The sequence below is a fragment of the Advenella sp. RU8 genome, from assembly GCF_048381675.1.
Classification (GTDB): Bacteria; Pseudomonadota; Gammaproteobacteria; order Burkholderiales; family Burkholderiaceae_B; genus Advenella.
In genome coordinates this window covers 276,754-301,117 of sequence record NZ_JBLWIS010000001.1, presented here as the reverse complement: position 1 = coordinate 301,117, position 24,364 = coordinate 276,754, and the positions used below count along the sequence as shown (strand labels likewise).

Below are 24,364 nucleotides of genomic sequence, written 5' to 3'. Positions count from 1 at the left end.
GCAAGAATGAAATTTAAAACCCTGACACAGTATCTGGTAGAACAACAACGCCAGAATAACGCATTACAAGCAGAGGTGCGCCTGCTCATCGAAGTGGTTGCCCGTGCCTGCAAAAGCATTGGGCACGCCGTTGGCAAAGGTAGCCTGGGCGGTGTATTGGGTAGCCTGGAATCTGAAAACGTCCAAGGCGAAGTCCAAAAGAAACTGGATGTCATGTCCAATGAAATCCTGCTTGAAGCCAACGAATGGGGTGGCCAGCTGGCAGCGATGGCTTCGGAAGAAATGGAAACCATCCATAAAATCCCCAATCGCTATCCCAAGGGTGAATACCTGTTGCTGTTTGATCCCCTTGACGGATCTTCCAACATCGACGTGAACGTTTCCATCGGCACTATTTTCTCTATCCTCAAAGCGCCCGCCGAAGCGTCCGGCCGTGAAATCAGCGAACAGGATTTCCTGCAGCCCGGCACCCAGCAGGTAGCCGCCGGCTACGCTGTATACGGACCACAAACCATGCTGGTCATTACCTTGGGTAACGGGGTGGTTGGTTTTACCCTTGATCGTGAAACCGGCACCTGGATGCTGACCAATGAAAACATCCAGATTCCGGCTGACACCAAAGAATTTGCCATTAACATGTCAAACATGCGCCACTGGGCACCGCCGGTTCGCAAGTACATTGACGACTGCCTTGCAGGCAAAACCGGCCCATTGGGTAAAGACTACAACATGCGCTGGGTGGCCTCTATGGTCGCCGACGTGCATCGCATTTTGAGCCGTGGCGGCATATTCATGTACCCATGGGATTCACGTGAGCCTAACAAACCGGGCAAACTGCGTTTGATGTATGAAGCAAACCCCATGAGTTTTATTGTTGAACAGGCCGGTGGCATGTCCACCGATTCCGTGCAGCGCATTATGGATATCCAGCCAACCCAACTGCATCAGCGGGTTGGCGTGGTACTGGGCTCTAAAAATGAAGTAGAGCGCGTGCGTTCTTACTGCGCAGGATCATAATACTGCTGGCGCAGCTCATCCAGTTGCGCCAGCACATCAGCGTCAAGGCGGATTTGCATGGCGCTGATGTCTTCATCAAGCTGCTCAAGTGTCCTTACCCCAATAATGGTACTGTCCACCTGCCATTTGCTATTACAAAACCCCAGGGCCAGCTGCACCGGGCTCAACCCCAACTCGCGGGCATAGCCGTTATAGGCCCTGGCGGCTTCCAGGCATAACGGCCTTCCCCAGCGCTGCTTTTGCACCGACTCATATCGGGTAATCCGGGCTTCGGCGGGTGCATCCGGTCCGGTTGTTCCGGTCTGGTCATACTTGCCACTTAACAGGCCATACCCCAAAGGTGAATAGGCCAGCAAAGACACTTTATGCCGGTAACACATTTCATCAAGCCCGTTTTCATAGGAACGGTTCAACAGGCAATACGGATTCTGGATCGTGGCCACACGGGGCAAGCCCATTTGCTCGGCCAGACGGATAAACTCAGACACCCCATAAGGCGTTTCATTGGACAGGCCGATGTAACGCACCTTGCCTGACTTCACCAGTTTATCCAGAGCCTGCAATTGTTCTTCTATACTGGTGACCGGCTCATGCTTTTTATCTGGATCAAAATAACGCCGCCCAAAAGCGGGCACATGACGCTCGGGCCAGTGAATCTGGTAAAGATCAATATAATCGGTTTGCAGGCGTTTCAGGCTGCCCTCGCAAGAGGCAATAATATCCTGCCCGGTCAAACCGGCTCCTTCCCGAATCCAGGGGGTACCCCTTGAAGGGCCCGCCACCTTGGTGGCCAGCACAATTTCAGAACGGGGCACCGGACTTTGCCCGAACCAGTTGCCAATGATCGTTTCCGTAGCACCATAGGTTTCCTTGCGGGTAGGCACCGAATACATCTCGGCGGTATCGAGGAAATTGATCTCCTTCTCCACCGCCCGGTCGAGGATGCCAAATGCAGTTTTCTCATCCACCTGTTCACCAAATGTCATGGTGCCAAGACAGACTTCCGTCACCATTAAATCGCTTATTCCCAGCTGAACCTTCTGCATTTGCCTTGCCCCTTCCTTTAAATATCAAATATTAAAAATTGAATAATGTGAAAAAATCAATCCAGTGTCAATACCGTGGCACCCGTGGTTTTTCGTGAAGCCAACGCTATATGTGCGTCAGCCACTTCTTCCAATGGGTAGCGCTGGTCAATTTGCACCCTGATTTTCTTGCTGGTAATCATGTCGAACAACTCATCGGCAGCAGCCTGCATTTTTTCCAGGGTATTGACATGGGCACCCAACGTTGGACGGGTCACGTACAAAGAACCCTTACTGGCCAAAACACCCAGATTAACACCGGTTACGGGGCCTGAGGCATTTCCATAACTGACCATCAGGCCACGGGGTTGCAGGCAGTCCAGGGAAATTTCCCAGGTATCTTTACCCACCCCATCATAAACCACAGGCACTTTCTTGCCGTTGGTTAATTCCAGAACCCGCTCCACCACATTTTCATGGGTGTAATTAATGGTTGCCCAGGCCCCATGCGCCCTGGCGATATCTGCCTTTTCCGGGCTGGAGACCGTACCAATCAATTTCACGCCCAAGGCTTTGGCCCACTGGCAGGCAATCAGCCCCACACCACCAGCTGCCGCGTGCAGCAAAATGGTTTCGCCTTCTTTCAGGCGATAGGTTTGCCTGAACAGGTACTGGACCGTCAATCCCTTGAGCATGACGGCAGCCGCTTCTTCAAACGAAATGCCATCGGGTAGCTTCACGACCTGCTGTCCAGGTACATTACGCACATCGGCATACGCACCCAATGGGCTCTGGCCATAAGCGACACGGTCACCCACTTTCAAGTGCGTCACTTTTTTACCCACCGCCTCGACCACACCAGAGGCTTCAAAGCCCAGGCCATGAGGCAGCGGGCTGGCATAAAGACCCGTACGGTAATAGATATCAATAAAATTCAGTCCAATCGCCTTTTGCCGGATTTGTACTTCGTTATCGGCCGGCTCTGGAACATCAAGCGTAACCAGTTTCATGACATCCGGACCACCATGTGTCTCGATTTGAATAGCTCTTGATGTAATACCCACGTTTACCTCCAATAATGATTGATTATGCATTTCTTAGATGATAATTAATAAAAACTTTTATTCAATATATATCAACAATAACTGATAAAAAAAATAGTATACTTTGACAATATCTGCCTAAGCAATAATTTAAAAGGATAAACAGCAAAAAAATGACCCCTGCCAAACTGGAAGAAGACTTCACAATCAAGCCCGAAGATGTTCCTCGCGGACAGGAAAACATTGGCTACCTGATTCGCCTGGCGCATTATTCCCTCCATAACATGATTGAACAAAACATGGCACCCCTGGGACTAACCGCCACACAGTGGCACCCTATTGCCATTATCGGCCTTAGCAAGGCCGATACCCCCGCCTGCGTGGCACGCATTGCCGAGATAGATACCGGGGCCATGACGCGTACCCTTGACAGGCTCGAAGCCAAAGGTTTTCTGACCCGCCAGCGTAGTGAAACAGATCGCCGGGTCATCAAACTGACGCTTACTGAAAAAGGCAAACAGGTGAATGAAAAACTGCTTCCCTCGGTGGCCCAGGCATTAAACCATCATCTGCAAGGCTTTACCTGCCAAGAAGCAGAGCTGCTGAAGTCTTTGCTAACCCGCATGTTATTGAATGCAAACCCTGATATTTTGAAAACAATGCAGGAAAATGGCATGAACGCCTGAACGGCCAGGCAGCAAACCTGAAATAGCAGTACAGGTTTCAGCACTGAGAAAAGGCAGATTTCACCGCCAAACCACCTTGCCGTGAAACCTGCCTTCAAACATGCCAGCTGCCACCCGTGCCTCAAGCCAGGCATCAAGACAAACAATCATCTGCAGCCAATAAGCCTAGCGTTTCCCGCTGCTCTTTCCGATTAACGATCCCAACACACCACGCAGCATCTTCCTGGCCGTCTCCCGAACCATCCCCTTGGCCACTTGCTGTACCAAGCCATCCTTGCGCCCGCCACGTGGCCCGGTTGAGCCAATCATCATTTCCTTGACCGCTCCCCAGATACCCTCGTCATCGGGTTGTGCCCGTGCAGCGGCTTCGGCATTTTTCTGCTCGGCACGACGGGTTAGCACTTCAAATGCCGACTCCCGATCAATTAGTTGATCGTATTTGCCAGCAAAACCTGACTGGGTACGAATATATTGACGTTCCAAATCGGTGGCTGGCCCCATCCGGCTGGCTGGTGGCAATATCCAGGCACGTTGCGTAATACCCGGACTCCCCTTGGCATCCAGGCAGGATACCAGCGCTTCCCCCACGCCCAACTCGGTAATCTCGCGGGCAATATCCAGTTCGGGATTCGGCCTCATGGTGTCTGCCGCCGTTTTGACGGCTTTCTGGTCACGTGGCGTAAAGGCCCGCAAGGCATGCTGGACCCGGTTGCCCAACTGACCCAACACCGAATCGGGAATATCAGCCGGATTCTGCGTGACAAAATAAACCCCTACCCCTTTTGAACGCACCAAACGCACAATCTGTTCGATTTTTTCCAGCAAAACCTTGGGTGCATCGTCAAATAGCAGGTGTGCCTCATCGAAGAAAAACACGAACTTGGGCTGGTCGGGATCCCCCACCTCTGGCAAGGACTCATATATTTCAGCCAGCAGCCACAATAAAAACACGGCATACAGCTTGGGGGATTGCATCAGCTTGTCTGCCGCGAGGATATTAACCATGCCCTGGCCTTGTGCATTACAGCGGATCAGGTCATGGATATCCAGCATGGGCTCACCAAAGAAACGGTCTGCCCCCTGGGTTTCCAACTGGAGCAAGGCACGCTGGATGGCCCCCACCGAGGCGGCCGACACATTTCCATAGACAGGCCTTAACTCAGCCGCCCTGTCATTCACGTTTTGCAGCATTGCCCGAAGATCTTTCAGGTCCAGCAAAAGATGTTCTTCATCATCCGCGACCTTGAAAACCAGATTCAGGATACCGGTTTGCGTGTCATTCAGGTTTAACATGCGGGACAGCAGCAAAGGCCCCATGTCAGACACCGTGGCCCGAACCGGGTGCCCCTGCTCGCCAAACACGTCCCATAAAACGGTTGGACAACCGCCCCATTGCGGTACTGGCAGACCAAATTTTTCCAGACGCTCAAGCAGTTTGGGGCTTTCAATGCCCGCTTGCGAAATACCTGTCAAATCGCCCTTTACATCGGCCAGAAATACCGGTGTGCCGATGCGGGAAAAGGCTTGCGCCAAGACCTGAAGCGTAATAGTTTTACCGGTTCCGGTTGCGCCGGTTATGCAGCCATGCCGATTGGCCAGCTTGGGCAAAAGAAAGACATCCGTCTTTGCGTTTTTAGCTATCAGGATGGGATCTGCCATAAATAAACCTTTATCAAGTGCAAAACATTAGAAAAACCATCCATATTCTATAAAAGTTTGCTGCACTCAGGGTAAAATCTCAGATTCGATTAACTTACTTTAACTGTTATTAATATGGCCGGACATAGTAAATGGGCAAATATCCAGCACCGGAAAGGTCGCCAGGATGCCAAACGCGGAAAGATATGGACAAAAATCATTCGTGAAATTACCGTTGCAGCACGTGCTGGCGGCCCAGATCCCAGTGCCAATCCAGCGCTTCGCCTGGCATGGGATAAAGCTACCGCTGCCAATATGCCCAAAGATAACATCCAGCGCGCCATTACCCGTGGTGCCGGTGGCGCCGATGGCGACAACTACGAATCCATCCGCTACGAAGGATATGGCATAAACGGTGCTGCCGTCATTATCGACTGCATGACAGACAACCGCGTGCGCACCGTCTCCGATGTACGCCATGCCTTAACCAAACACGGCGGCAACCTGGGCCAGGACGGCTCTGTCGCCTTCATGTTCCAGCATTGCGGACAATTCATTTTTGCCCCGGGCACCAGTGAAGATAAAATCATGGAAGTGGCCCTTGAAGCCGGTGCCGATGACATCCAGACCGATGAAGACGGCATGGTCGAAGTGATCTGCCCTCCCGATCAGTATGCTGCCGTGCGTGACGCCTTCATTGAAGCCGGACTGAAGCCCGAAATGGAAGCCATCGTCATGAAGCCGCTGAATGAAACCCTGCTGACCGGTGACGATGCCACCAAAATGCAGAAAATCCTTGACCAGCTTGAAAGTCTTGATGACGTGCAAGAAGTTTATACAACCGCTGTTTTTGATGAAACAGAAGAATAAAGCGAAAATCCAACAATGAAAGTACTCGTTATTGGCAATGGCGGCCGAGAGCATGCCATTGCATGGCGCATTGCCCAGTCTGCCCAGGTGACCGATGTTTTTGTGGCGCCTGGCAACGGCGGCACCGCCCTTGACCCGCTACTCAAGAATGTAGCCATTACCAAGCTTGATGAACTGGCTGCCTTTGCCAAAACCGAAGGCATTGACCTGACGGTTGTCGGCCCCGAAGCACCTTTGGCTGCCGGTGTGGTTGACCTGTTCCGTGAACAGGGCCTGGACGTTTTTGGTCCTACCAAGGCTGCCGCACAACTGGAAAGTTCCAAGGATTTTGCCAAAGCCTTCATGGTTCGCCACAACATCCCCACTTCCGCTTATGCCACTTTTACTTCTCCAGAAGAGGCACACACCTACATCAACGAACAGGGAGCCCCCATCGTTGTCAAGGCCGACGGCCTGGCCGCTGGCAAAGGCGTGGTTGTAGCCATGACCCTGGAAGAAGCACATGAAGCGGTGGATGCCATGCTGGGTGACGGTAGCCTTGGCGCTGCCGGTGCTCGTGTGGTCATCGAAGGTTTCCTGGCCGGCGAAGAAGCCAGCTTCATCGTGATGTGCGATGGCAAAAACATATTGCCCATGGCAACCAGCCAGGACCACAAGCGTCAACTCGACAACGACCAGGGTCCCAACACTGGCGGCATGGGTGCTTACTCACCAGCCCCCATCGTTTCCAATCGTCTGCATGAACGCATCATGCAGGAAGTCATTTATCCAACCATCCAGGGCATGGAAAAAGACGGCATCACTTTCACCGGATTTTTATATGCCGGTTTAATGATCGGTGACGGCAACGACGAAGAGCGTAGTATCAAGGTCCTTGAGTTCAACTGCCGCATGGGCGACCCTGAAACCCAACCCATCATGATGCGCCTGCAAGGCGACTATGCCGACACCCTGCTGAAAGCGGCACAAGGCAAGCTTGACCAAGCCAGCATCAGCTGGGATCCACGCACGGCACTGGGTGTTGTCATGGCCTCATACAACTATCCCGGTACACCCCGCACGGGCGATCTCATTACCGGCATTCCGGCCGCACAAAAAGATTGTGTCACGTTCCATGCCGGCTCTACCCTGCAAAACGACCAGTTGCTAACCTCAGGTGGTCGGGTATTGTGTGTAACCGCCCTAGGCGACACGGTACAACAGGCACGCGAAACCGCCTATGCAACCGTTAAACAAATCAAGTTTGACGGCCAGCAATATCGCAGCGATATCGCCTGGAGGGCTTTAAAGTAATATGCAGCACATTCCCCTGGACCAGGTCAGCCAGTATTTTCATTCACTGCAGTCATCCATTGTCAATGCACTCGAAAAAGAAGACGGCCTTACCTTTTCACAAGACGCCTGGGAGCGCCCTGAAGGTGGCGGTGGCCTGTCTCGCTATATAGAGGGCGGCCATGTTTTTGAACGCGGTGCCGTGCTGTTCAGCCACGTCATGGGGGAAAAGCTGCCACCTTCGGCCAGCGCACACCGTCCGGAACTGGCTGGCCGTTCCTGGGAAGCCATGGGGATTTCACTGGTCTTGCACCCGCGCAACCCCTATATTCCCACCACGCACATGAACGTCAGGATGTTCGTGGCCAAAGCTGGCCAGCCTGCTGAAAAGGATGTTTTCTGGTTTGGCGGTGGCATGGACCTGACCCCTTACTATGCCTTCGAAAGCGATGCCCGGCATTTCCACCAGACATGTCACGACGCCCTTGAGCCGTTTGGCAACACACGTTACCAGGAATACAAAGAATGGTGTGACCGCTATTTTTTCCTGAAGCATCGTAATGAAACCCGTGGTGTGGGTGGCATATTTTTTGATGACTTGAACGACCTTGGGTTTGAACAATCCTTTGCCCTCGTCCAGGCCACCGGCAATGCCTTCACCCAGGCCTACCTGCCAATTGTCCAAAAACGCAAAAACCTGGCATTCAGTCAAAAAGAACGTGATTTCCAGGCCTATCGCCGTGGACGCTATGTAGAATTCAACCTGGTGTGGGACAGGGGTACCCTGTTTGGCCTGCAGTCAGGCGGGCGTACCGAATCCATCCTGCTGTCCATGCCGCCTACCGCAAGCTGGCGCTACGACTGGACACCCGAGCCCGGTTCGGCTGAGGCCCGGCTTTACGATTTCCTGACGCCCCGAGATTGGCTTTGATGAAAAAAATCGGCCTCCTCGGTGGAAGCTTCAACCCTGTTCACAACGCACATCTTGCCTTGGCCCAAACCGCCCTTAAAACACTTTCGCTTGACGAGGTACAGCTTGTCCCTGCCGGCAATCCCTGGCAAAAGCAGGCACTGGCAGTCAGTGGCCAAGACCGTCTGGAAATGCTCGCATTGGCGATTGCCGGTCATCCCGGCATGGTCATCAACGATATTGAAATTACCCGTGAAGGCCCCACCTACACCATAGACACCCTGAAAGCCTTGCCGGCCAGTGCCAGCTATTACTGGCTTCTGGGCACCGACCAGCTGGCCAATTTTTGCACCTGGCACCAATGGGAAAAAATTCTCGATCATGTCACCCTGGTGGTCGCCCAAAGAAACACCCATCCCTTTGAAATCCCTCAGTTACTGGCGGAAAAACTGCAACAAAAAGGCAAAAAACTGATTACACTGTCATTTGAAGCCATGGATATTTCCTCAACCGATATCCGCCAGCGTCTTGCAAACCAACAGGACGTCAGCCGGTTCCTGCCAAAACCGGTCCTTGCCTACATCAGGCAACATAAACTTTATATTTGAATCATTAAGATTATTACTACAGAACTATTATGGAAATACAAAAACTTCAACGCATTGTGATTGATGCCCTGGAAGACGTCAAAGCCCAGGACATCAAGGTATTCAATACCACCCACCTCACCAGCCTGTTTGATCGTGTCATTATTGCCAGCGGCACCTCAAACCGCCAAACCCGCTCTTTGGCACAAAGTGTCGCTGATGCAGTACGCAAGCATGGCATCCAGATTATCGCTTATGAAGGCACTGATACCGGCGAATGGGTCTTGCTTGATATTGGCGATATCGTGATTCATTGCATGCAACCGGCTATCCGCCAGTACTACAACCTTGAAGCAGTTTGGGGTGACAAACCGGTACACGTCAAGTTGCTACCACAATCCACCCAGGTACCCCCAGTCATTTCTCCCGATCAGGCCTACGACCCAAACATCTAGAGCCAACATCATGAAGTTGATTGTGATCGCTGTGGGCACAAGAATGCCGGCCTGGGTAGAAACCGCCTGGGAAGATTATGCCAAGCGCATGCCGGCCGATTGCGCCATAGAATTGAAAGAGATCAAACCCGAACCCCGCACCACGGGGAAAACACCGCAGCAAATGATGCAGGCGGAAGCCAGGCGCATAGAATCCGCCATCCCGGCTTCGGCATTGCGCATCGCTCTGGATGAGCATGGCAAAGACCTGACCACCATGGATCTGTCTTCCCGCCTGGACCAATGGCGTAGCGGTGGGCAGGATGTGGCCTTCCTGATTGGCGGCCCCGATGGCCTGGACAGCGAATTGAAAAAAAGCTGTTCCGGCATGATCCGGCTCTCCTCCTTGACCCTTCCCCACCCGATGGTGCGCATTGTCCTGGCCGAACAGCTCTACCGTGCCTGGGCAATCCTGGTTAACCACCCCTATCACAGGGCCTGATTTTCTTTATTTAATATGCTTCCCGGAATGCCTCCTTCGCTTTACCTGGCCTCTGCCAGTCCGCGCCGCCACGAACTGTTAAACCAGATTGGCGTAAACCATGAAATCCTGCGTGTACCCACACCACCGGGTGAAGATGAACCGCAACACCCAGGCGAACCGGCCCATCTCTATGTGCAGCGTACAGCCATGGAAAAAGCAATGCGTGCCTGCGATTTTATTAAAGAACAGAAACTTGCCCCAAAACCTGTCTTGAGCGCCGACACCTGCGTCATTCTTGACGGCCAGGTATTGGGCAAACCGATAGATGATGCAGATACCCGCAGGATACTGGGCCTACTATCAGGCTCAACCCATGAAGTCCATACGGCGATTGTGGTGGCCTGGCAAGGGCAATACTTTAACGATGTCTCTATTACCCAAGTCCGCATGAAACCGCTGGAAGAAGAGGAAATCATTGCCTACTGCGCCAGCGGGGAAGCAAACGGAAAAGCCGGGGCCTATGGAATACAAGGCCTGGCTTCCGTATTTATTGAACACATCTCGGGAAGTTACAGTGGCGTCATGGGACTGCCACTGTTTGAAACCTGCCGCTTACTGCGGCGTGCTTATTCGGCGTCAGCCTGATTGGCCGGTGCCGCCTTGATGAAAGCCTCTTCCTTGTTGCAAGCGGCATCAATGCGCACAATGCTGGGATAAGGGCTCAGGTCCAAATTGAACCGACGGGCATTGGCCACTTGAGGCACCAGGCAGATATCAGCCAGGGTTGGTGTATCACCGTGACAGAATTTGCCGGTCTGGCTGGATGAGGCCAGCATTTTTTCCAGCGAGTCAAAACCTTCGCGGACCCAGTGCAAATACCATTCATTTTTGGCTTCTTCACTGACACCCAGCGTGCGGGTCAAATATTTCAGGACACGCAAATTGTTTAAAGGATGAATATCGCAGGCAATGAACTGCGCCAATGAACGCACCCTGGCCCGTGCCGCATAGGTGTCGGGCAACAGCCGGAAGGTGGCCGGATAGGCTTCTTCCAGATACTCGATAATGGCCAATGACTGACCAATACTGACATTTTCATCCGTGAAAGTAGGTACCAGTGCGGTGGGGTTCAACTCCCGGTAAGTATGGCTTAATTGCTGGCCGCCGTCTTTTAGCAAGTGAACCGGCACGGACTCATATTCCAGCCCTTTCAGGTTAAGCGCAATCCTGACGCGATAGGCAGCAGAACTGCGATAATAGCCATATAACTTCATCCTAAAAATCTCCTGATTATTTTTTACGTGATAATTCTTTGGGCAAAGGAAACGAAACATTTTCCTCGGCACCCTGTATTTTTCTGACCGAAACCGCTCCCAGTTCCCGTAAACGGGTAATCACTTCCTGGACCAACACTTCGGGCGCAGAGGCACCTGCCGTAATACCAATATGCCGCGCATTGTCCAGCCATTCCGGCTGGATTGCCTCGGCGCCGTCAATCAGGTAAGCAGGGCAAGACAAACGCTCGGCCACTTCCCTGAGGCGGTTTGAGTTTGAACTGTTTACACTGCCCACCACAAAAAACACATCGCACTCTGGGGCAATGATCTTAACGGCATCCTGACGGTTTTGCGTAGCATAGCAAATATCCGCTTTCTTGGGGGCCACAATATTGGGGAAACGCTTGCGCAAGGCATCGGCAACCACTGCCGCATCATCAACAGACAAGGTTGTCTGGGTAACATAAGCCAGGTTATCCGGATTTTCAACTACCAGGTTTTGTACATCCTCGGGTGTTTCCACCAAATACATATGCCCCTGGGCTTGCCCCAATGTACCTTCGACTTCAGGGTGCCCTTTATGCCCGATCATGACAATTTCACGGCCCTCGGCATGCATTTTGCTGACTTCAACATGCACCTTGGTAACCAATGGACAAGTCGCATCAAATACTTTCAAGCCACGGTCCTGGGCTTCCTGGCGCACAGCCTTGGAAACCCCGTGCGCAGAAAATACGACTATTGAACCGGCAGGCGCCTCATCAAGCTCATCGATAAAAATGGCCCCCTGCTTGCGCAGGGAATCCACCACAAAACGGTTGTGCACGATTTCATGCCGGACATAAATGGGTGCACCATGCAATTCAAGGGCACGCACCACAATATCAATGGCGCGATCAACGCCAGCACAAAAGCCCCGGGGCTCAGCAAGAAGAATATCCATTCCTGCCGTCATTACATGACCCCTAACAAGGAAACATCCACTTTCAAGTCAATGCCTGCCAGAGGGTGATTGAAATCGAACAGCGCCCAGGTATCGCCCCACTCCTTGAAAATACCTGAGTAACGCCCCCCATTGGGCGCCGTGAATTCAACCATGTCACCACTTTCGAAAGTGGCGTTTTCACCTGCATGTTCGGCCAGCAAGGCTTTGGTAACCCGCTGCAAAAGCTCGGGGTTTCTTTCCCCGTAAGCCTGCGCTGCCGTAAGGGTAAAGCTGAATTCATCGCCTTCTTGTTTGCCCAACAATGGCGCCTCCATGGCAGGCAGCCATTGATTGGAACCCATCAAGAGCGTGGCAGGGTTACCGGTAAAGGTATCCATAAACACCGAACCGGCACCCGGACCAGAAGCCAGGGTAATACGGTAGTGCAAGGTTATATAAGAATTGGCATGGACAATATGATTCACTTTCTCTGACTTCCCGATAAAAATCTGTCACCTTAATGGTGTCTGAAAATCATCATTTTAACTGTTATGTCAACTTATCGCTTTATTTCCGATCAGGAACGCCCAAGAGAGCGCCTGATCAGTCATGGCCCCGAAGTTTTAACTACGCCAGAACTGCTCGCCATTGTGCTGCGAACCGGCACCAGCGGCTGCGATGCCGTTAATTTTGGGGCCAAGCTACTAAACGAATTTGGCGGACTGCGCAACCTGCTGGCCGCGGATATTGCCCTGCTACAACGGGTAAAAGGCATGGGTAATGCCAAAACATGCCAGTTACTGGCTATTCATGAACTGGCAAAACGCTCCCTGGAAGAGGAACTGCAATCGCGCAATGCCCTGGATCACCCCCATAAGGTCAAGGCTTATTGCAGCAGCAAACTGGCCCACCTTCAGGTTGAGCACTGCATGGCCATCTATCTGGACACCCGCTACCGCCTTATTTGCAGCGAAGAAATATCACAAGGCACTCTTTCCCAGGCCTCGGTCTACCCCAGGGAACTTGTCAAGTCATCTTTGAAGCACCATGCAGCAGCGGTCATTATTGCCCACAACCACCCCTCAGGCATTCCAGAACCCAGCATGGCCGACATTTCCCTGACCAAACATATCCAGAAGGCATTGCAACTGGTCGATATCAAATTACTAGATCACCTGATTGTAGCGGCAGACAAAGCGGTCTCACTAGCTGAAAGCGGCCATATTTAATTTGTTTAAATCAACTTATAAACTCATCCTGGAACCCTAGGTAGCTCAAACCAAAACTGCCTAACATTAGCAAAGTGCAAAGAATAAAGTCCCGCCTGGTTGCGCTTTACGATGGTCAAACCAATCGGCAATCTGCCAAGGTTTTATTCATCGGTGCCAATACCGCTAAAACACAGGCAAGAAATGTTTTTTTCAAGATACAATGCAGGCAGCCATGCGGAGCTCATCAACACCCTGATAAAAAACCAAGAAAAAAAGCAAGTATTATGGCATCGGCGAAACGGCTGAGTAACCCGAGAAAAAACTGTAGGCATATCCATGAGAGACCATATACCATCTACAGGCAGAAGTCATAAAATCTTGCCTGCAATACTTATCACAGCCAATCTACTGATGTTTGTGATAGGCATTCTAACCATACCGCCTAATCTGCGGCCAGCAACAGGAAAAGAATCCCCTGTGCAGCAGGTGGTACAAAAAGCGCCTGTCACACCTTCTCCTAAGACAGAAACCCCGCTTGTGACTATGGACAGCGGCCATAATCCCGCGCCAAAGGAAACAAGCGTGAGCTTATCCACGAGGAAACGCCCCAATTTGGGGGATTTTCTCTGGTACACAGAAGGTGTGGCTTATGAAGGCGTGCCATCCGATGCCACTATCATCAACAATATAGGCCCGCTGACCGGGAGCTGGAAAGCGCTTATTGTTCATGACCTTAACAACGAGTACGACGCAAGCGGAATGGAATTTCTTAACATCGTCCTTACGGGTACGGCGAAGAATCTAAGCGTGACCCTTGACTGGTATGAGAGTTATTTGGCCAATGAAGGAAAACGCCTGGATAAAAGCAACATGGAAGACAGTGTGTTCAACGGCAAATGGGAAAACAGCGGTTTGTGGGCTTCCGGTGCGGGGACAATACACCTGACACAGTTTTATGAGCAAAACGGAAAACAATACGCCATTGGAACGATGGATACGCCCGACGGGATACCGGCGCTTGTAGCGCTAGTGCGACCATAAGAAGGTACAAAAATGTGGAAATACTGTATAAACTGCGGCCAAGCGCTTAATACCGGCGACCGCTTCTGTTCCCAATGCGGCACGGCAATTCCTGAAGCGCCCGCGAATCCCGCTCCCATGGCACAGCCAAAACCTGTGCCGCCACCACAATTGAAAACCGAGGATCAGTCCCAAAGCAGCATATTTCCTGTTGCGGCATCAAAAAAAACAAACCCCAAACCGGCAAAAAGAAACGGCGGACGCAATACGCTTTGCATCGTGCTTTCCGTTCTGCTTGTCATCCAAGTAGCCGCAGTGGGGCTCTACGGATGGCCAGGGTTTCTAGTGGGTGGTGGCATCGGCAACAGCCACAGTTTTACCTTGCAGGCGGGCCAGACAAGCATTGAGACCCAAAGCGGCGTAGCGGTGAATTTCGGCGCATATAACGCAATGAGCGGTGAAAAAATCACAGTGAAGGAGCTACCTGCTGACAGTAATAGCATTGAGGGTGGAACACGCAGGGCCTATAGCATTACAGCCGGCGAACGCAACGAGTTTGATGGCCTCATCACCCTCACCCTGCCTTATAAAGAAAGTGAAACAGACCCTAACAACGAGGAAGGATCTGTACTGGCCGAATATTACAATCCGGAAACGGATGAATGGGAGCCGGTAAATCACATCGTCAATACAAAAGATAATGTGGTCGTCATTACTACTGACCATCTCTCCGACTACGGCACCGTAACCCTGCGCAACGCAGGCACACCTTACGCCATGCTATCCAAATTTAGCAGCAAACCTCTAGACAACAAAACCGCACTGGCCATACTGCGCGAGTTTGAACAGAGCGGAAAGCCAGGTAAAGTTGGCGATAGCTTACTGAAAAAGTTTTATTTACAACTGATGCAAATGGATTATGACTTATCTATTGAAATTGGCGATAGCTTGCTGAAACAGTTTTATTTACAACTGATGCACATGGATTATGACTTATCTATTGAAGAGTATTTGGGTGTTACACGACCCACTAGTAACGATTTAAGCGAGCCGGGTGCGGAGCTGCTACATGACGTAACGGGCTGGCTAACCGACGTGTCTGAGCTAGCGGCTCAAGGCAGCGGTTATACACAAGTGGCTAATGTACTGGAAAAAAGCGGTCATATGCTGCTAGGTTTGTCTGCGCTCTCGCTAAGCGACACCATGATAGAGGCATATAAAGGTAACGAATCTGCCGAAACCGTTGCAGCAGAGGCCTATAAACTGGCCTACAATGTGGGCACGGCGGTACTGGATTATAAAAAAATCACTACCGGTATGGTGCAGCTCTCTATGCTAGGGGTTATTGCGCTGGATTATTCCCTTAACAAATTTATGATTGCAGCCGACCAGACCTACAAAGATGCACTGTTTAAGGTTGTCATTGCCTATAACGAAGAAATCCATCCATGGACAGACGCCGAGTGGTACGAAAAAATCATCAGGCTTTATAAAAATCGGGGGGACGACCCGAAAAAGTTCAACACTGCGCTCCGTGCAATCATGGAAAATTTCAGCGCCCGTTACTTCTTCGACAATCCGGAAGAGCAGCATGTCGCGACCAATCAGGCTGGACTTCACGCTTACACCACAGGACTTTTACCTGAAACAGACGCTGCCAAGCTGTATGCCATTGAACAATACGTGGCACGCTTAGGGAAACAACTCCAGCCTGTCTTAGCGGATGTCGTACAGCGGATACACTACGATGCCCGTAAGAGCCTCAGTAACAATGCCAAAGCGCTGCGGGACACGCTTAACGCACCACTGGAATTTGAAATTATTGAAGACATTCCTAACGGTGGAAAGAGTAAATATGCTGGCTACACTGTCACGTTATCACGTCCTGGCGAATCTATAAAGGAAGGATGGACAGCAGTACTAGATAAGCAAGGGCGTGTATCTTTTAACGCCACTATCTTAGGCTATATACAGGCAGGCATTCCTACCCAACTTCGTGTATGGAACAAAGGCGATAACAATTTCAAGGGTACGCCTGTACTGACGCAGGAATTTAAGGTAACCCAAAAGCTTACAATCATCCATCTGGGCAACACGAAAATGAACATAAAGGCCAAATGGTTTGAGGGCTATTGGCAACAAAAACCAGGTTATGATCAATATATTGATGTTGCCATTAAAATAATAGATGCAAACACCTGTGGATTTTATATGGGCCTTGGGGAAAAACACACAACGCTAAAAGCGTCAGATTACAGTATTTCCGGCTGTGTATTTGATCCGGTAGAGCGTACACTTATCATTGAAAAACACAAGTGGTTCCCCAATGGCATCAAGCTAATTGCACGTGACAAATCTGAAGGGAAGGATGGACCTAAGTATGGGGCTGACTATATTTTATTGAGGCGGGGAGAGGGATATCAATATACAGCAACTGGCAATGTCTTTCGCATGAAATAATCAACAAAAAACCTTCTTCTTAGCAATGAAGAAGAAGGTTTTACGGCTTAATTGTCATTCACATGACGGTTAAACTCATATATAGTGACTATGGTTAACTTCTTTACCACCCATTAAACGTGAGAGATCAATATGCGCTGTGATGTTACCTTTATTTTTAGCCCAAAAGAATCTCTGGAAATCAATACCAGTATCGAGCACGGCCCCGAGAACATGGAAAAATCCCGCGAATGGATTGCCAACAAATGGGAAGAACTGGGTTGTGAACCCTTGAGACCCAGTGGCAAAGTGCTTTTGCTGGATCGCATCCTGGCCATTACCGACACCCTTGGCCATGACTGGTTAAGCGACAACGAAGAAGCCGCTGAAGAACTGGCCCGTCATTACGCCCTGGCGCTTGACTCCATGCGCGTGGTGGTAGACCTTCCAGGCATGTCGATTCATTCTTCCTGAGTCATACTGTTGCAAATTCACTACTGGATTGCCCGCCATGCCCCGTCAAGGTCTGGCCACAAATTGGCAAATAGCTGGCAATCATTAAATTTATGGTAAAATTTGCTCCTGATTTTTTGGATACGTTGCTTTCAGGAAAGACTGAGAGCTGGCGACCCGTTTAACCAAGGAAACCCCATGAAAGAAGGTATTCACCCAGATTACCGCGAAGTCGTTTTCGTCGACTTGCAAACCGGTTCTAAATTCATCACACGTTCAACCGTTAACACTCGTGAAACCATTGAACTTGATGGCAAAACATACCCATTGTTCAAATGTGACGTAACATCAGAATCTCACCCATTCTACACAGGCGCACAAACACGTATTGTTGAAACCGGCCGTGTTGAAAAGTTCCGTGCCCGCTTCGCACGTACAGCAGGTACATTGAAAAAATCTTCTTAAGCATCACGGCAAATTTATTTGCCCAAGCAGATTTTTTTCAAAAAAAGCAGCCCTTGATAAAGGCTGCTTTTTTTATGGTCTAATAAGCGTTCAATCCGATTGCTAAATCCAACTCTACTAATATTCTGCATTCTGTGTCCTTACTCCAACAAACCACCCCTGCCCGCCTGACCGAACCGGCCACACGCAAACTTCCCCGTGTCGCCTTGCTGATTGTCGGGGTGCTGTATATTTTTGCCGGACTTTTTTTTCGTGACCCCTGGAAAACCGATGACCTGACCGGCCTGGCCACCATGCTTGATGCCTATCGCGAATCAGCATGGCTATTGCCACAAATTGGCAACTTTGCTTTTGCCCAGGAAGGTCCGCTTACCACCTGGATTGGCGCCATTTTCATTGCCCTGTTCAGCCCTTTATTTGGTTTGTTCACCGATCCTTTAAGCGCCCAAATCACCGCAGCACGCCTGCCCAATTTCCTTTACTTCTTCCTGCTTTTGTGGGGAGTATGGCACGGCACCTATTTATTGGCTCGCCGGCCAGAATGCCAGCCACTGCCATTGCCTTTTGGCGGCGAACCGCACCCGCGCGATTATGGCCGCATGCTTGCTGATGTTGCATTCCTGTTCATCATTGCAACCATCGGCATTATCATCCCGATTCACGAAACTTCCTCGTTCCCCCTGATTCTGGCCCTGTTTGCCATTGCCTTTTATGGCCTGGCCAGAATGCTGGACCACCCCATACAGGGCAGTATTATTCTTGGCCTGGCCCTGGCTGGCACGCTGCTGACCCATGGCTTTATTGGTGCCACCCCCATTCTATTCGTAATTGCCTGCGCCCTGCTGTCCAAAGTTTACACTGCCCGCGACAAAAGGGCTTTCCTGATTACCCTTGCACTGGGTGCGGGCTGCTTTTTAGCCTGGTTTATTCCTGCCAAGGCAAGCAACCCTTATTGGACCTCAAGCTGGCTATACTGGAATTACTCTTCGTTCGGGTTCAGCAGCCCACGATTTTTCTTCAAATCGCTCAGGGACCTGCTCTGGTTTACCTGGCCAACCTGGCCATTTGCCCTGATCGCCCTCTGGAACTGGCGCAAGTGGCTCCGTGCTCCCCATATTTTCATACCAGGCACACTGGTCCTGGGCAGTTTTTTAACCATCGCCCTGGTCAACAACGCCTTTGAGCCTGAATATGCCATGCTTACCGTTCCATTTGCGGTACTGGCTGCCATGTCCATTCCAACCCTGCGCCGTGACATTATCAATACCCAGGACTGGTTCTCTATCATGGTCCTCTCGTTGTCCATGATTGCAGTCTGGCTTGGATGGATTGCCCTTCATTTTGGCTGGCCCCAACAAATCAATCACAATATTACCCGCCTTTTGACCGGCTATGAGCCGCAAATCTCACCACTGACTGTCATTGCCTCCATCGCTGTCTGCATACTCTGGTATTCGATGGTATCGTGGCGACTGCGCGTCAATCCACAAGCCTTATGGCGAGGCCTGATATTATCGGCTGCCGGCCTTACCTGCACCTGGTTGTTACTGGCATTACTATGGCTTCCTTCGATTAACTACAACCGCAGTTACAAACAGGTTTCCCACGAGCTTGCACAAGTGATGGATACCCATGTAAAACCGGGTGAGTGCGTGCGCGAGCACGGTCTTGGCCTGGGCCAACGTGCCGCCTTCCGGGTTTTTGACAATATCTCCTTTACCTATGACTCGGCTTGCAAGCTGGTTTTGCTGCAATCCGCACGCAAAAACCTGGAAGAACAAACCCTGCCGTATACCGACAATGCCAGCGTGCTTTGGCAAGGCTCACGCAAATCCGAAAAAGATGAGGTTTTCCTTCTTTTACGCCTGGATAAATAATTTTCATGTCAGTTAATAACAAGACCGGGCGTTCTTTTTCAGACAGCATTGGCCACATCCTGAAGCAAGCCTGGCCGATCCTGATCAGCCAATGGGCAGGCATTGCCTTTGCCGTCATGGACAGCATGATGCTGGGGCACTTCAGCCCCGACTCCCTGCAGGCCATGGCACTAGCCACCTCCATTTTCCTTACGGTCAATATAGGACTGATGGGCGTGGTACATGCCCTAATCCCCATCTGTTCCCAATTATCGGGAGCAAATAAAAAAGAAGAAATTGGCCGTTTTTGGGGCCAGGGCCTGTGGCTATCGTTCACGCTTTCTTTACTGGGTGGACTGGTTCTGCTGTTTCCCGAAGTCTGGTTATCAATGTCCGGAGATGTACCTGACCATGTACGCCAGGAAGTGGCCATTTACCTGCGCATTATTTTTATTGCCTTGCCTGCGTCCCTGATGTTTCGCGCGGTTTATGCCTTATGCACTGCCGTGCAGAAACCCAAACTGGTCATGCAAATCAATCTGTTCAGTATTGTTTTAAAAGCCCTGCTGAACTGGCTGCTTATTTTTGGCCAGTTTGGCTTGCCCGCACTGGGTAGCGCAGGCGCCAGCACATCAACCGCCATCGTCTCGTGGCTGATGTTCTTCGCCGGCTTGTGGATTATTTTCAACAATCCCTTTTATCGTCAATTCAATTTAACCCTGGGTCGTCCAGAACGAAAATACCTGGCCGAAATCCTGAAGCTTGGCATTCCCATGGGGGGCTCTTATCTGGTTGAAGTCAGCGCTTTTACCTTTATGGCCTTGCTGGCAGCAAGGGAAGGCACCTTTGTCTCCGGCGGCCACCAGGTATTATCAAACCTGACCTCCATTTTATACATGATGCCACTGTCACTGGGTATTGCCACTTCTTCCCTGGCAGCCAGTGCGGTGGGGGCAAGAAACTTCCGGTTTGCCCATCAAATAGCCACCAGCGGACTGTTTCTCAGCCTGATCGGTGCAGGCATCAGCATTACGGTTGTCTTACTGGGCAAACCGTTTATTATCCAGGCCTATACCTCAGACACCCAGGTGGCTCTGGTAGCCGGCGCCTTGCTCACCATTATTCCGCTTTTGCACTTTTCCGATACCATGCAATGCATGATTACTTATATTCTGCGTGCTTATAAAATTGCCACCATTCCCTTCCTTTTGCAAACAATGCTCTTGTTGGGACTGGGTTTGGGTGGTGGTTGGTACTTTGGTTTTGGCAGCGGCACCGGCTTTTTGCAGCCCCTGAATAATTTGCTCACGCCGGGCGCGCCCGTCGGGGTCTCCAGCTTATGGATCATGTGCAGCTTTAGCCTGCTGATCTGCGCAATTTTTTTACATGCCTGGTATTGGAAAGTAATTTATGCAAAAAGAAAGTCTTGGTAATAAGATCCCGTTCTGGCTGATTCTGATGGCCCTGATTACCGCCCTGGGCCCCATCACCATTGACATGTACCTGCCGACGTTCCCAGTGATTGCCAAGGATCTGCAAGTATCGCCAAACCAGATTGAGCTCACGGTTTCATCTTACCTGCTGGGCCTGTCACTAGCCCAACTGTTCATCGGCCCCGTCACCGACCGCTATGGCCGGAAAAAACCGCTGCTTTTTGGCCTGGGCCTGTACTTGCTGGCCACCATAGGCTGCGCCTTTTCCACTTCTTTTGAAATGCTCCTGGTTGCGCGTACCATCCAGGCTTTTGGTGCCGCCGCTTGCATTGTCATCCCCAGGGCCGTTATCAGGGATCATTACAATACCCAGGATGCCGCGCATGCCTTGTCCCTGTTAATGCTAATTATGGGGTTGGCGCCCGTGCTGGCCCCGGTGGCAGGCAGCTTCCTGGGCCCCATTGTTGGCTGGCGCGGCCTGTTTGCCATCATGCTGGTGGTTGCCTTGCTGTTAATTGCGCTTTGCCTTGCCAAGTTAGAAGAATCGCTTAAACCTGAAAAAGCCGTCAAGCTAAGCGCAAAAACCATTAGTGGCAATTATTTTGGACTGCTCTGCCATCGCAACTTCATGGCTTTTGCCCTTTCCGGTGGCCTGGGCATGGCTGGCCTGTTTGCATTCATTGCCTCCTCACCCACTATTTTTATTACCCAGTTTGGGATTTCACCCGAAAATTTCGGCTTCTTTTTTGGCCTGAATGCCGCCGGCCTGATTATGGGCTCTCAAGTCAGCGTTCGCATGCTGCGCAAACATGCCTCGCTTAAGGTTCTTAAAGTAGCGCTACTGCTGGGCCTGATCAGTTGCACCACCGGCTTGCTGCTTACCCTCACAAATCTTATCAACTTGCCCCTGTTCGTGATTTGCATGTTCTGCCTTAGCGCCTGCCTGGGTGTCATCAACCCTAATGCAACGGCACTTGCCCTGAAAGAGCAAGGTGCTCGCCTGGGGGTTGCTTCAGCCCTGATGGGCTGCATGCAATTCCTGTTTGGCACGCTAACCAGCAGCCTGGTTAGCAGCTGGCAAACCGGCACCGCCCTGCCCTTGTTCACCAGCCTGTTCGTGTGCATAGGCATTTCATTTATTTGCGGTAGATTCATCGGGCGGGCCTGAAGCCTGTTCCTGCTCAATCTGCAGTACCTGGAAGGGGCCATGCCAGGAAAACTTGGCTGGCTAGCCAATCCGGCCATAACGCAAAACCGGATTAAAAACCACATATTTCCCTTTATTTATCAGGGAAATACGTAATAACTTGCTAACAACATGATTTTCGTATTAGAATTATTGGCTTAGCTTATTGTAAAGGGCACATGTATAAACATGCACCTGTAACTATAGGCAATAAATTTTTCCAGAAGGCTGGCCCGAGCCAAAAATTGGGCCTATAACTTAACGAGGTGTTAATCATGGCTAAAGTATGCCAAGTAACCGGCAAGCGCCCCATTACCGGTAATAATGTTTCTCACGCTAACAACAAAACCAAACGTCGTTTCCTGCCTAACCTGCAGTCTCGTCGTTTCTGGGTTGAAAGCGAAAACCGTTGGGTTCGCCTGCGCGTATCCACAAACGCACTGCGCACCATCGACAAAAAAGGCATTGATGCTGTTTTGGCTGAAATGCGTGCCAATGGTCAATCTGTTTAAGCCTGGGTGCTTAAATATTTTCTGAATTTATTCCCAGGAGCTTAAAATGGCAAAAGGTATTCGCGAGAAAATCAAACTTGAATCTACAGCTGGCACAGGTCACTTCTACACAACGACCAAAAACAAACGCAACATGCCAGAAAAAATGCTGATCAAAAAATTTGATCCCGTTGCTCGCAAGCACGTTGATTACAAAGAAACAAAACTGAAATAAGCTTTGTTCTCTTACAAAAACAGCCCTTTCAAAGGGCTGTTTTTATTTCTACGACCATCACTTGCCAGTACCAGACACCTGCCGCCACTCAAGCCACTAAAATACCATTTCAATATAAATTTACAATATCAAATAATAGCCAATTAACATTAGCTATAGAGATAATTTAAATTTTCCACTTTACTTCGCAAATAAGAATCATTATCATCTAAACCATGGATAAAGCATGGGGAACCAAAATGATCATCATCGAAAAAATCAGCCAGACATTAATGCACATGAGCGTAGCTTTTACGGTTGCCTTTATTTTTACAGGCTCTGCATCAGTAGGTGGACTGGCCGCCCTTGTGGAACCTGTTTGCAATGTTCTGTTGCTTCCCTTGCATGACCGGGCATGGAAAAAAATCCGGATGCGTCTAAGTAAAAGCAACCCTGATACCGCATTGGCCAGCTAAAGCCCGCTTTCAAAAAAACTGGCCAATCGGTAAAATACAAATTCCTCCCTGCTACATACCTACCATAGACAGAAAGTTATCCATCAGGCGTCCCCGATAACGCTGTTTATGGTAAATGATGGAGAGTTTTCTATCCAGGTTTAAAAAAGGCGTCTCAAGCCGTTTTAAACGACCTGATTGTATGGCATAGGTAACCGCCACCTTGGGCAAAAATGCAATACCCAACCCGGCAATGACTGCCTGTTTAATGGCTTCTACCTGGCCCAATTCCATGACAATATGCCCTTTAGGCAAACGACTCAATTCCCGCTCGCATAACAGCCGGGTCGCAGATCCCTGTTCCCGTAGAATCCAGCGCTGGTTTTCAAAATCACTTTCCAGCAATTGCTTTTTAAGCGCAAGCGGATGATCAGGCCGGGCACAAACCTGCAATTGATCATCACGCCAGGCAATCGACTCGATGTCCGCATTAATCACCTCGCCCTCTATGCAAGCCACATCCAGCGAGTGCTCAAGGACCCCCTTGACGATTTCATCACTATTGGCAACCTGCAAATGCACCGTGACTTCTTCATGCCGGTTCACAAAATTTCCTAACAAATCCCCCACTAGATAATTGCCCACTGTATTGCTGGCACCTACCCTGAAATTACCCCGCAAGGTGTCCTGTGCATCACTGGCACGCTGCTCTAGTTCGCGCATACGCTCCAGGATTTCCTGGGCCAGTGGCAGCAAATCCTTGCCTTTTTGATTCAGGAATAGCCGTCCTTTATCACGGTCAAACAAAGATGAGCCCAGCTGTTTTTCAAGTTCAGCCAAAGCCATGCTGGCTGCTGGCTGGGTTAAGTGCAGTACCTTGGCAGCCGCCTTGACACTACCTTGTAAGGTAATGGCCACAAAAACTTCCAACTGTTTTGGACTGAATGAAATCATATAAGAAATCCTTATTCTA

The 24,364-nt window shown here is 50.5% G+C and carries 27 protein-coding genes; 20 read left to right on the top strand and 7 right to left on the bottom strand.

Going from position 1 to position 24,364, the window contains the following annotated elements; genetic code table 11:
- Positions 1 to 6 precede the first annotated feature (6 nt).
- On the top strand, positions 7 to 1,017 hold the full coding sequence (locus tag ACM5Q9_RS01390; protein ID WP_418142945.1) for a class 1 fructose-bisphosphatase: 1,011 nt from the start codon (positions 7 to 9) through the stop codon (positions 1,015 to 1,017).
- Here the strand turns inward: ACM5Q9_RS01390 and ACM5Q9_RS01385 are convergent.
- Both ACM5Q9_RS01385 and ACM5Q9_RS01380 read right to left on the bottom strand, forming a co-directional pair.
- Positions 999 to 2,063 (bottom strand): aldo/keto reductase, encoded by a 1,065-nt coding sequence (locus tag ACM5Q9_RS01385; RefSeq protein ID WP_418142944.1) that lies wholly within the window; start codon positions 2,061 to 2,063, stop codon positions 999 to 1,001. The two genes, ACM5Q9_RS01390 and ACM5Q9_RS01385, sit on opposite strands and share 19 nt — an antisense overlap.
- A 56-nt stretch (positions 2,064 to 2,119) precedes the next feature.
- Positions 2,120 to 3,136, bottom strand: a complete 1,017-nt coding sequence (locus ACM5Q9_RS01380) for a quinone oxidoreductase family protein (RefSeq protein ID WP_418142943.1) — start codon at positions 3,134 to 3,136, stop codon at positions 2,120 to 2,122.
- Between the two features lie 122 nt (positions 3,137 to 3,258).
- Here ACM5Q9_RS01380 and ACM5Q9_RS01375 point away from each other — a divergent pair, with 122 nt between their 5' ends.
- Entirely contained in the window at positions 3,259 to 3,771 is a 513-nt protein-coding gene (locus ACM5Q9_RS01375; protein WP_418142942.1) for a MarR family winged helix-turn-helix transcriptional regulator, read from the top strand.
- Between the two features lie 165 nt (positions 3,772 to 3,936).
- Here ACM5Q9_RS01375 and ACM5Q9_RS01370 read toward each other — a convergent pair whose 3' ends face one another.
- Positions 3,937 to 5,430, bottom strand: a complete 1,494-nt coding sequence (locus ACM5Q9_RS01370) for a helicase HerA-like C-terminal domain-containing protein (protein WP_418142941.1) — start codon at positions 5,428 to 5,430, stop codon at positions 3,937 to 3,939.
- Positions 5,431 to 5,544: 114 nt separating this feature from the next.
- On the opposite strand from ACM5Q9_RS01370, the gene ACM5Q9_RS01365 reads away from it, so the two are divergent.
- From ACM5Q9_RS01365 to ACM5Q9_RS01335, 7 genes are read left to right on the top strand one after another with little or no spacing between them, the layout of a single operon-like run.
- Positions 5,545 to 6,279 (top strand): YebC/PmpR family DNA-binding transcriptional regulator, encoded by a 735-nt coding sequence (locus ACM5Q9_RS01365; RefSeq protein WP_418142940.1) that lies wholly within the window; start codon positions 5,545 to 5,547, stop codon positions 6,277 to 6,279.
- A gap of 15 nt (positions 6,280 to 6,294) precedes the next feature.
- Entirely contained in the window at positions 6,295 to 7,572 is a 1,278-nt protein-coding gene (gene purD, locus ACM5Q9_RS01360; RefSeq protein ID WP_418142939.1) for a phosphoribosylamine--glycine ligase, read from the top strand.
- A 1-nt stretch (position 7,573) separates the two neighbouring features.
- Complete coding sequence (gene hemF / locus ACM5Q9_RS01355; protein WP_418142938.1) at positions 7,574 to 8,482, top strand: oxygen-dependent coproporphyrinogen oxidase; 909 nt, start codon at positions 7,574 to 7,576, stop codon at positions 8,480 to 8,482.
- Positions 8,482 to 9,069 carry a nicotinate (nicotinamide) nucleotide adenylyltransferase gene (nadD, locus tag ACM5Q9_RS01350; protein ID WP_418142937.1) on the top strand — a complete coding sequence of 196 codons (588 nt, stop codon included), beginning with the start codon at positions 8,482 to 8,484 and terminating at the stop codon, positions 9,067 to 9,069. The genes hemF and nadD overlap by 1 nt, the downstream gene beginning before the upstream one ends.
- A 29-nt stretch (positions 9,070 to 9,098) precedes the next feature.
- Positions 9,099 to 9,503: a ribosome silencing factor gene (gene rsfS / locus ACM5Q9_RS01345; RefSeq protein ID WP_418142936.1), complete on the top strand. Its 405-nt coding sequence runs from the start codon at positions 9,099 to 9,101 to the stop codon at positions 9,501 to 9,503.
- Positions 9,504 to 9,513: 10 nt separating this feature from the next.
- Positions 9,514 to 9,984, top strand: a complete 471-nt coding sequence (rlmH, locus tag ACM5Q9_RS01340; protein WP_418142935.1) for a 23S rRNA (pseudouridine(1915)-N(3))-methyltransferase RlmH — start codon at positions 9,514 to 9,516, stop codon at positions 9,982 to 9,984.
- Positions 9,985 to 10,011: 27 nt separating this feature from the next.
- The gene (locus ACM5Q9_RS01335; protein WP_418142934.1) at positions 10,012 to 10,611 is read left to right on the top strand and encodes a Maf family protein; all 600 of its coding nucleotides are present in this window, start codon (positions 10,012 to 10,014) and stop codon (positions 10,609 to 10,611) included.
- Here the strand turns inward: ACM5Q9_RS01335 and maiA are convergent.
- From maiA to ACM5Q9_RS01320, 3 genes are read right to left on the bottom strand one after another with little or no spacing between them, the layout of a single operon-like run.
- Positions 10,593 to 11,240: a maleylacetoacetate isomerase gene (maiA, locus tag ACM5Q9_RS01330; RefSeq protein ID WP_418142933.1), complete on the bottom strand. Its 648-nt coding sequence runs from the start codon at positions 11,238 to 11,240 to the stop codon at positions 10,593 to 10,595. The two genes, ACM5Q9_RS01335 and maiA, sit on opposite strands and share 19 nt — an antisense overlap.
- 16 nt (positions 11,241 to 11,256) lie before the next feature.
- A complete protein-coding gene (gene ispH, locus ACM5Q9_RS01325; RefSeq protein WP_418142932.1) occupies positions 11,257 to 12,198 on the bottom strand; it encodes a 4-hydroxy-3-methylbut-2-enyl diphosphate reductase in 942 nt (313 codons plus the stop codon).
- A complete protein-coding gene (locus tag ACM5Q9_RS01320; protein WP_418143144.1) occupies positions 12,198 to 12,644 on the bottom strand; it encodes an FKBP-type peptidyl-prolyl cis-trans isomerase in 447 nt (148 codons plus the stop codon). The genes ispH and ACM5Q9_RS01320 overlap by 1 nt, the downstream gene beginning before the upstream one ends.
- A 75-nt stretch (positions 12,645 to 12,719) precedes the next feature.
- Here ACM5Q9_RS01320 and radC point away from each other — a divergent pair, with 75 nt between their 5' ends.
- The 11 genes from radC to ACM5Q9_RS01265 all read left to right on the top strand — a co-directional run bounded on the left by radC (position 12,720) and on the right by ACM5Q9_RS01265 (position 23,412).
- A complete protein-coding gene (radC, locus tag ACM5Q9_RS01315) occupies positions 12,720 to 13,397 on the top strand; it encodes a RadC family protein (protein ID WP_418142931.1) in 678 nt (225 codons plus the stop codon).
- 564 nt (positions 13,398 to 13,961) lie between these two features.
- Positions 13,962 to 14,420, top strand: a complete 459-nt coding sequence (locus ACM5Q9_RS01310) for a hypothetical protein (protein ID WP_418142930.1) — start codon at positions 13,962 to 13,964, stop codon at positions 14,418 to 14,420.
- 12 nt (positions 14,421 to 14,432) lie between these two features.
- The gene (locus ACM5Q9_RS01305; protein ID WP_418142929.1) at positions 14,433 to 16,859 is read left to right on the top strand and encodes a zinc-ribbon domain-containing protein; all 2,427 of its coding nucleotides are present in this window, start codon (positions 14,433 to 14,435) and stop codon (positions 16,857 to 16,859) included.
- Positions 16,860 to 16,991: 132 nt separating this feature from the next.
- The gene (locus ACM5Q9_RS01300; RefSeq protein WP_418142928.1) at positions 16,992 to 17,312 is read left to right on the top strand and encodes a hypothetical protein; all 321 of its coding nucleotides are present in this window, start codon (positions 16,992 to 16,994) and stop codon (positions 17,310 to 17,312) included.
- A gap of 177 nt (positions 17,313 to 17,489) precedes the next feature.
- The gene (locus tag ACM5Q9_RS01295) at positions 17,490 to 17,756 is read left to right on the top strand and encodes a type B 50S ribosomal protein L31 (RefSeq protein ID WP_169294139.1); all 267 of its coding nucleotides are present in this window, start codon (positions 17,490 to 17,492) and stop codon (positions 17,754 to 17,756) included.
- A gap of 134 nt (positions 17,757 to 17,890) precedes the next feature.
- Complete coding sequence (locus tag ACM5Q9_RS01290; protein ID WP_418142927.1) at positions 17,891 to 19,633, top strand: ArnT family glycosyltransferase; 1,743 nt, start codon at positions 17,891 to 17,893, stop codon at positions 19,631 to 19,633.
- A gap of 5 nt (positions 19,634 to 19,638) precedes the next feature.
- On the top strand, positions 19,639 to 21,045 hold the full coding sequence (locus ACM5Q9_RS01285) for an MATE family efflux transporter (RefSeq protein ID WP_418142926.1): 1,407 nt from the start codon (positions 19,639 to 19,641) through the stop codon (positions 21,043 to 21,045).
- Positions 21,023 to 22,213, top strand: a complete 1,191-nt coding sequence (locus ACM5Q9_RS01280; RefSeq protein WP_418142925.1) for a multidrug effflux MFS transporter — start codon at positions 21,023 to 21,025, stop codon at positions 22,211 to 22,213. Before ACM5Q9_RS01285 ends, ACM5Q9_RS01280 begins: the two co-directional genes overlap by 23 nt.
- Before the next feature lie 293 nt (positions 22,214 to 22,506).
- A complete protein-coding gene (rpmB, locus tag ACM5Q9_RS01275) occupies positions 22,507 to 22,743 on the top strand; it encodes a 50S ribosomal protein L28 (protein WP_169294136.1) in 237 nt (78 codons plus the stop codon).
- Between the two features lie 46 nt (positions 22,744 to 22,789).
- Positions 22,790 to 22,957, top strand: a complete 168-nt coding sequence (gene rpmG, locus ACM5Q9_RS01270; protein ID WP_003810296.1) for a 50S ribosomal protein L33 — start codon at positions 22,790 to 22,792, stop codon at positions 22,955 to 22,957.
- A 239-nt stretch (positions 22,958 to 23,196) separates the two neighbouring features.
- Positions 23,197 to 23,412, top strand: coding sequence for a DUF2061 domain-containing protein (locus ACM5Q9_RS01265; protein ID WP_418142924.1), 216 nt, complete (start codon positions 23,197 to 23,199; stop codon positions 23,410 to 23,412).
- A 51-nt stretch (positions 23,413 to 23,463) separates the two neighbouring features.
- On the opposite strand, the gene ACM5Q9_RS01260 is transcribed toward ACM5Q9_RS01265, so the two are convergent.
- Positions 23,464 to 24,345 (bottom strand): LysR family transcriptional regulator, encoded by an 882-nt coding sequence (locus ACM5Q9_RS01260; protein ID WP_418142923.1) that lies wholly within the window; start codon positions 24,343 to 24,345, stop codon positions 23,464 to 23,466.
- Positions 24,346 to 24,364 lie beyond the last annotated feature (19 nt).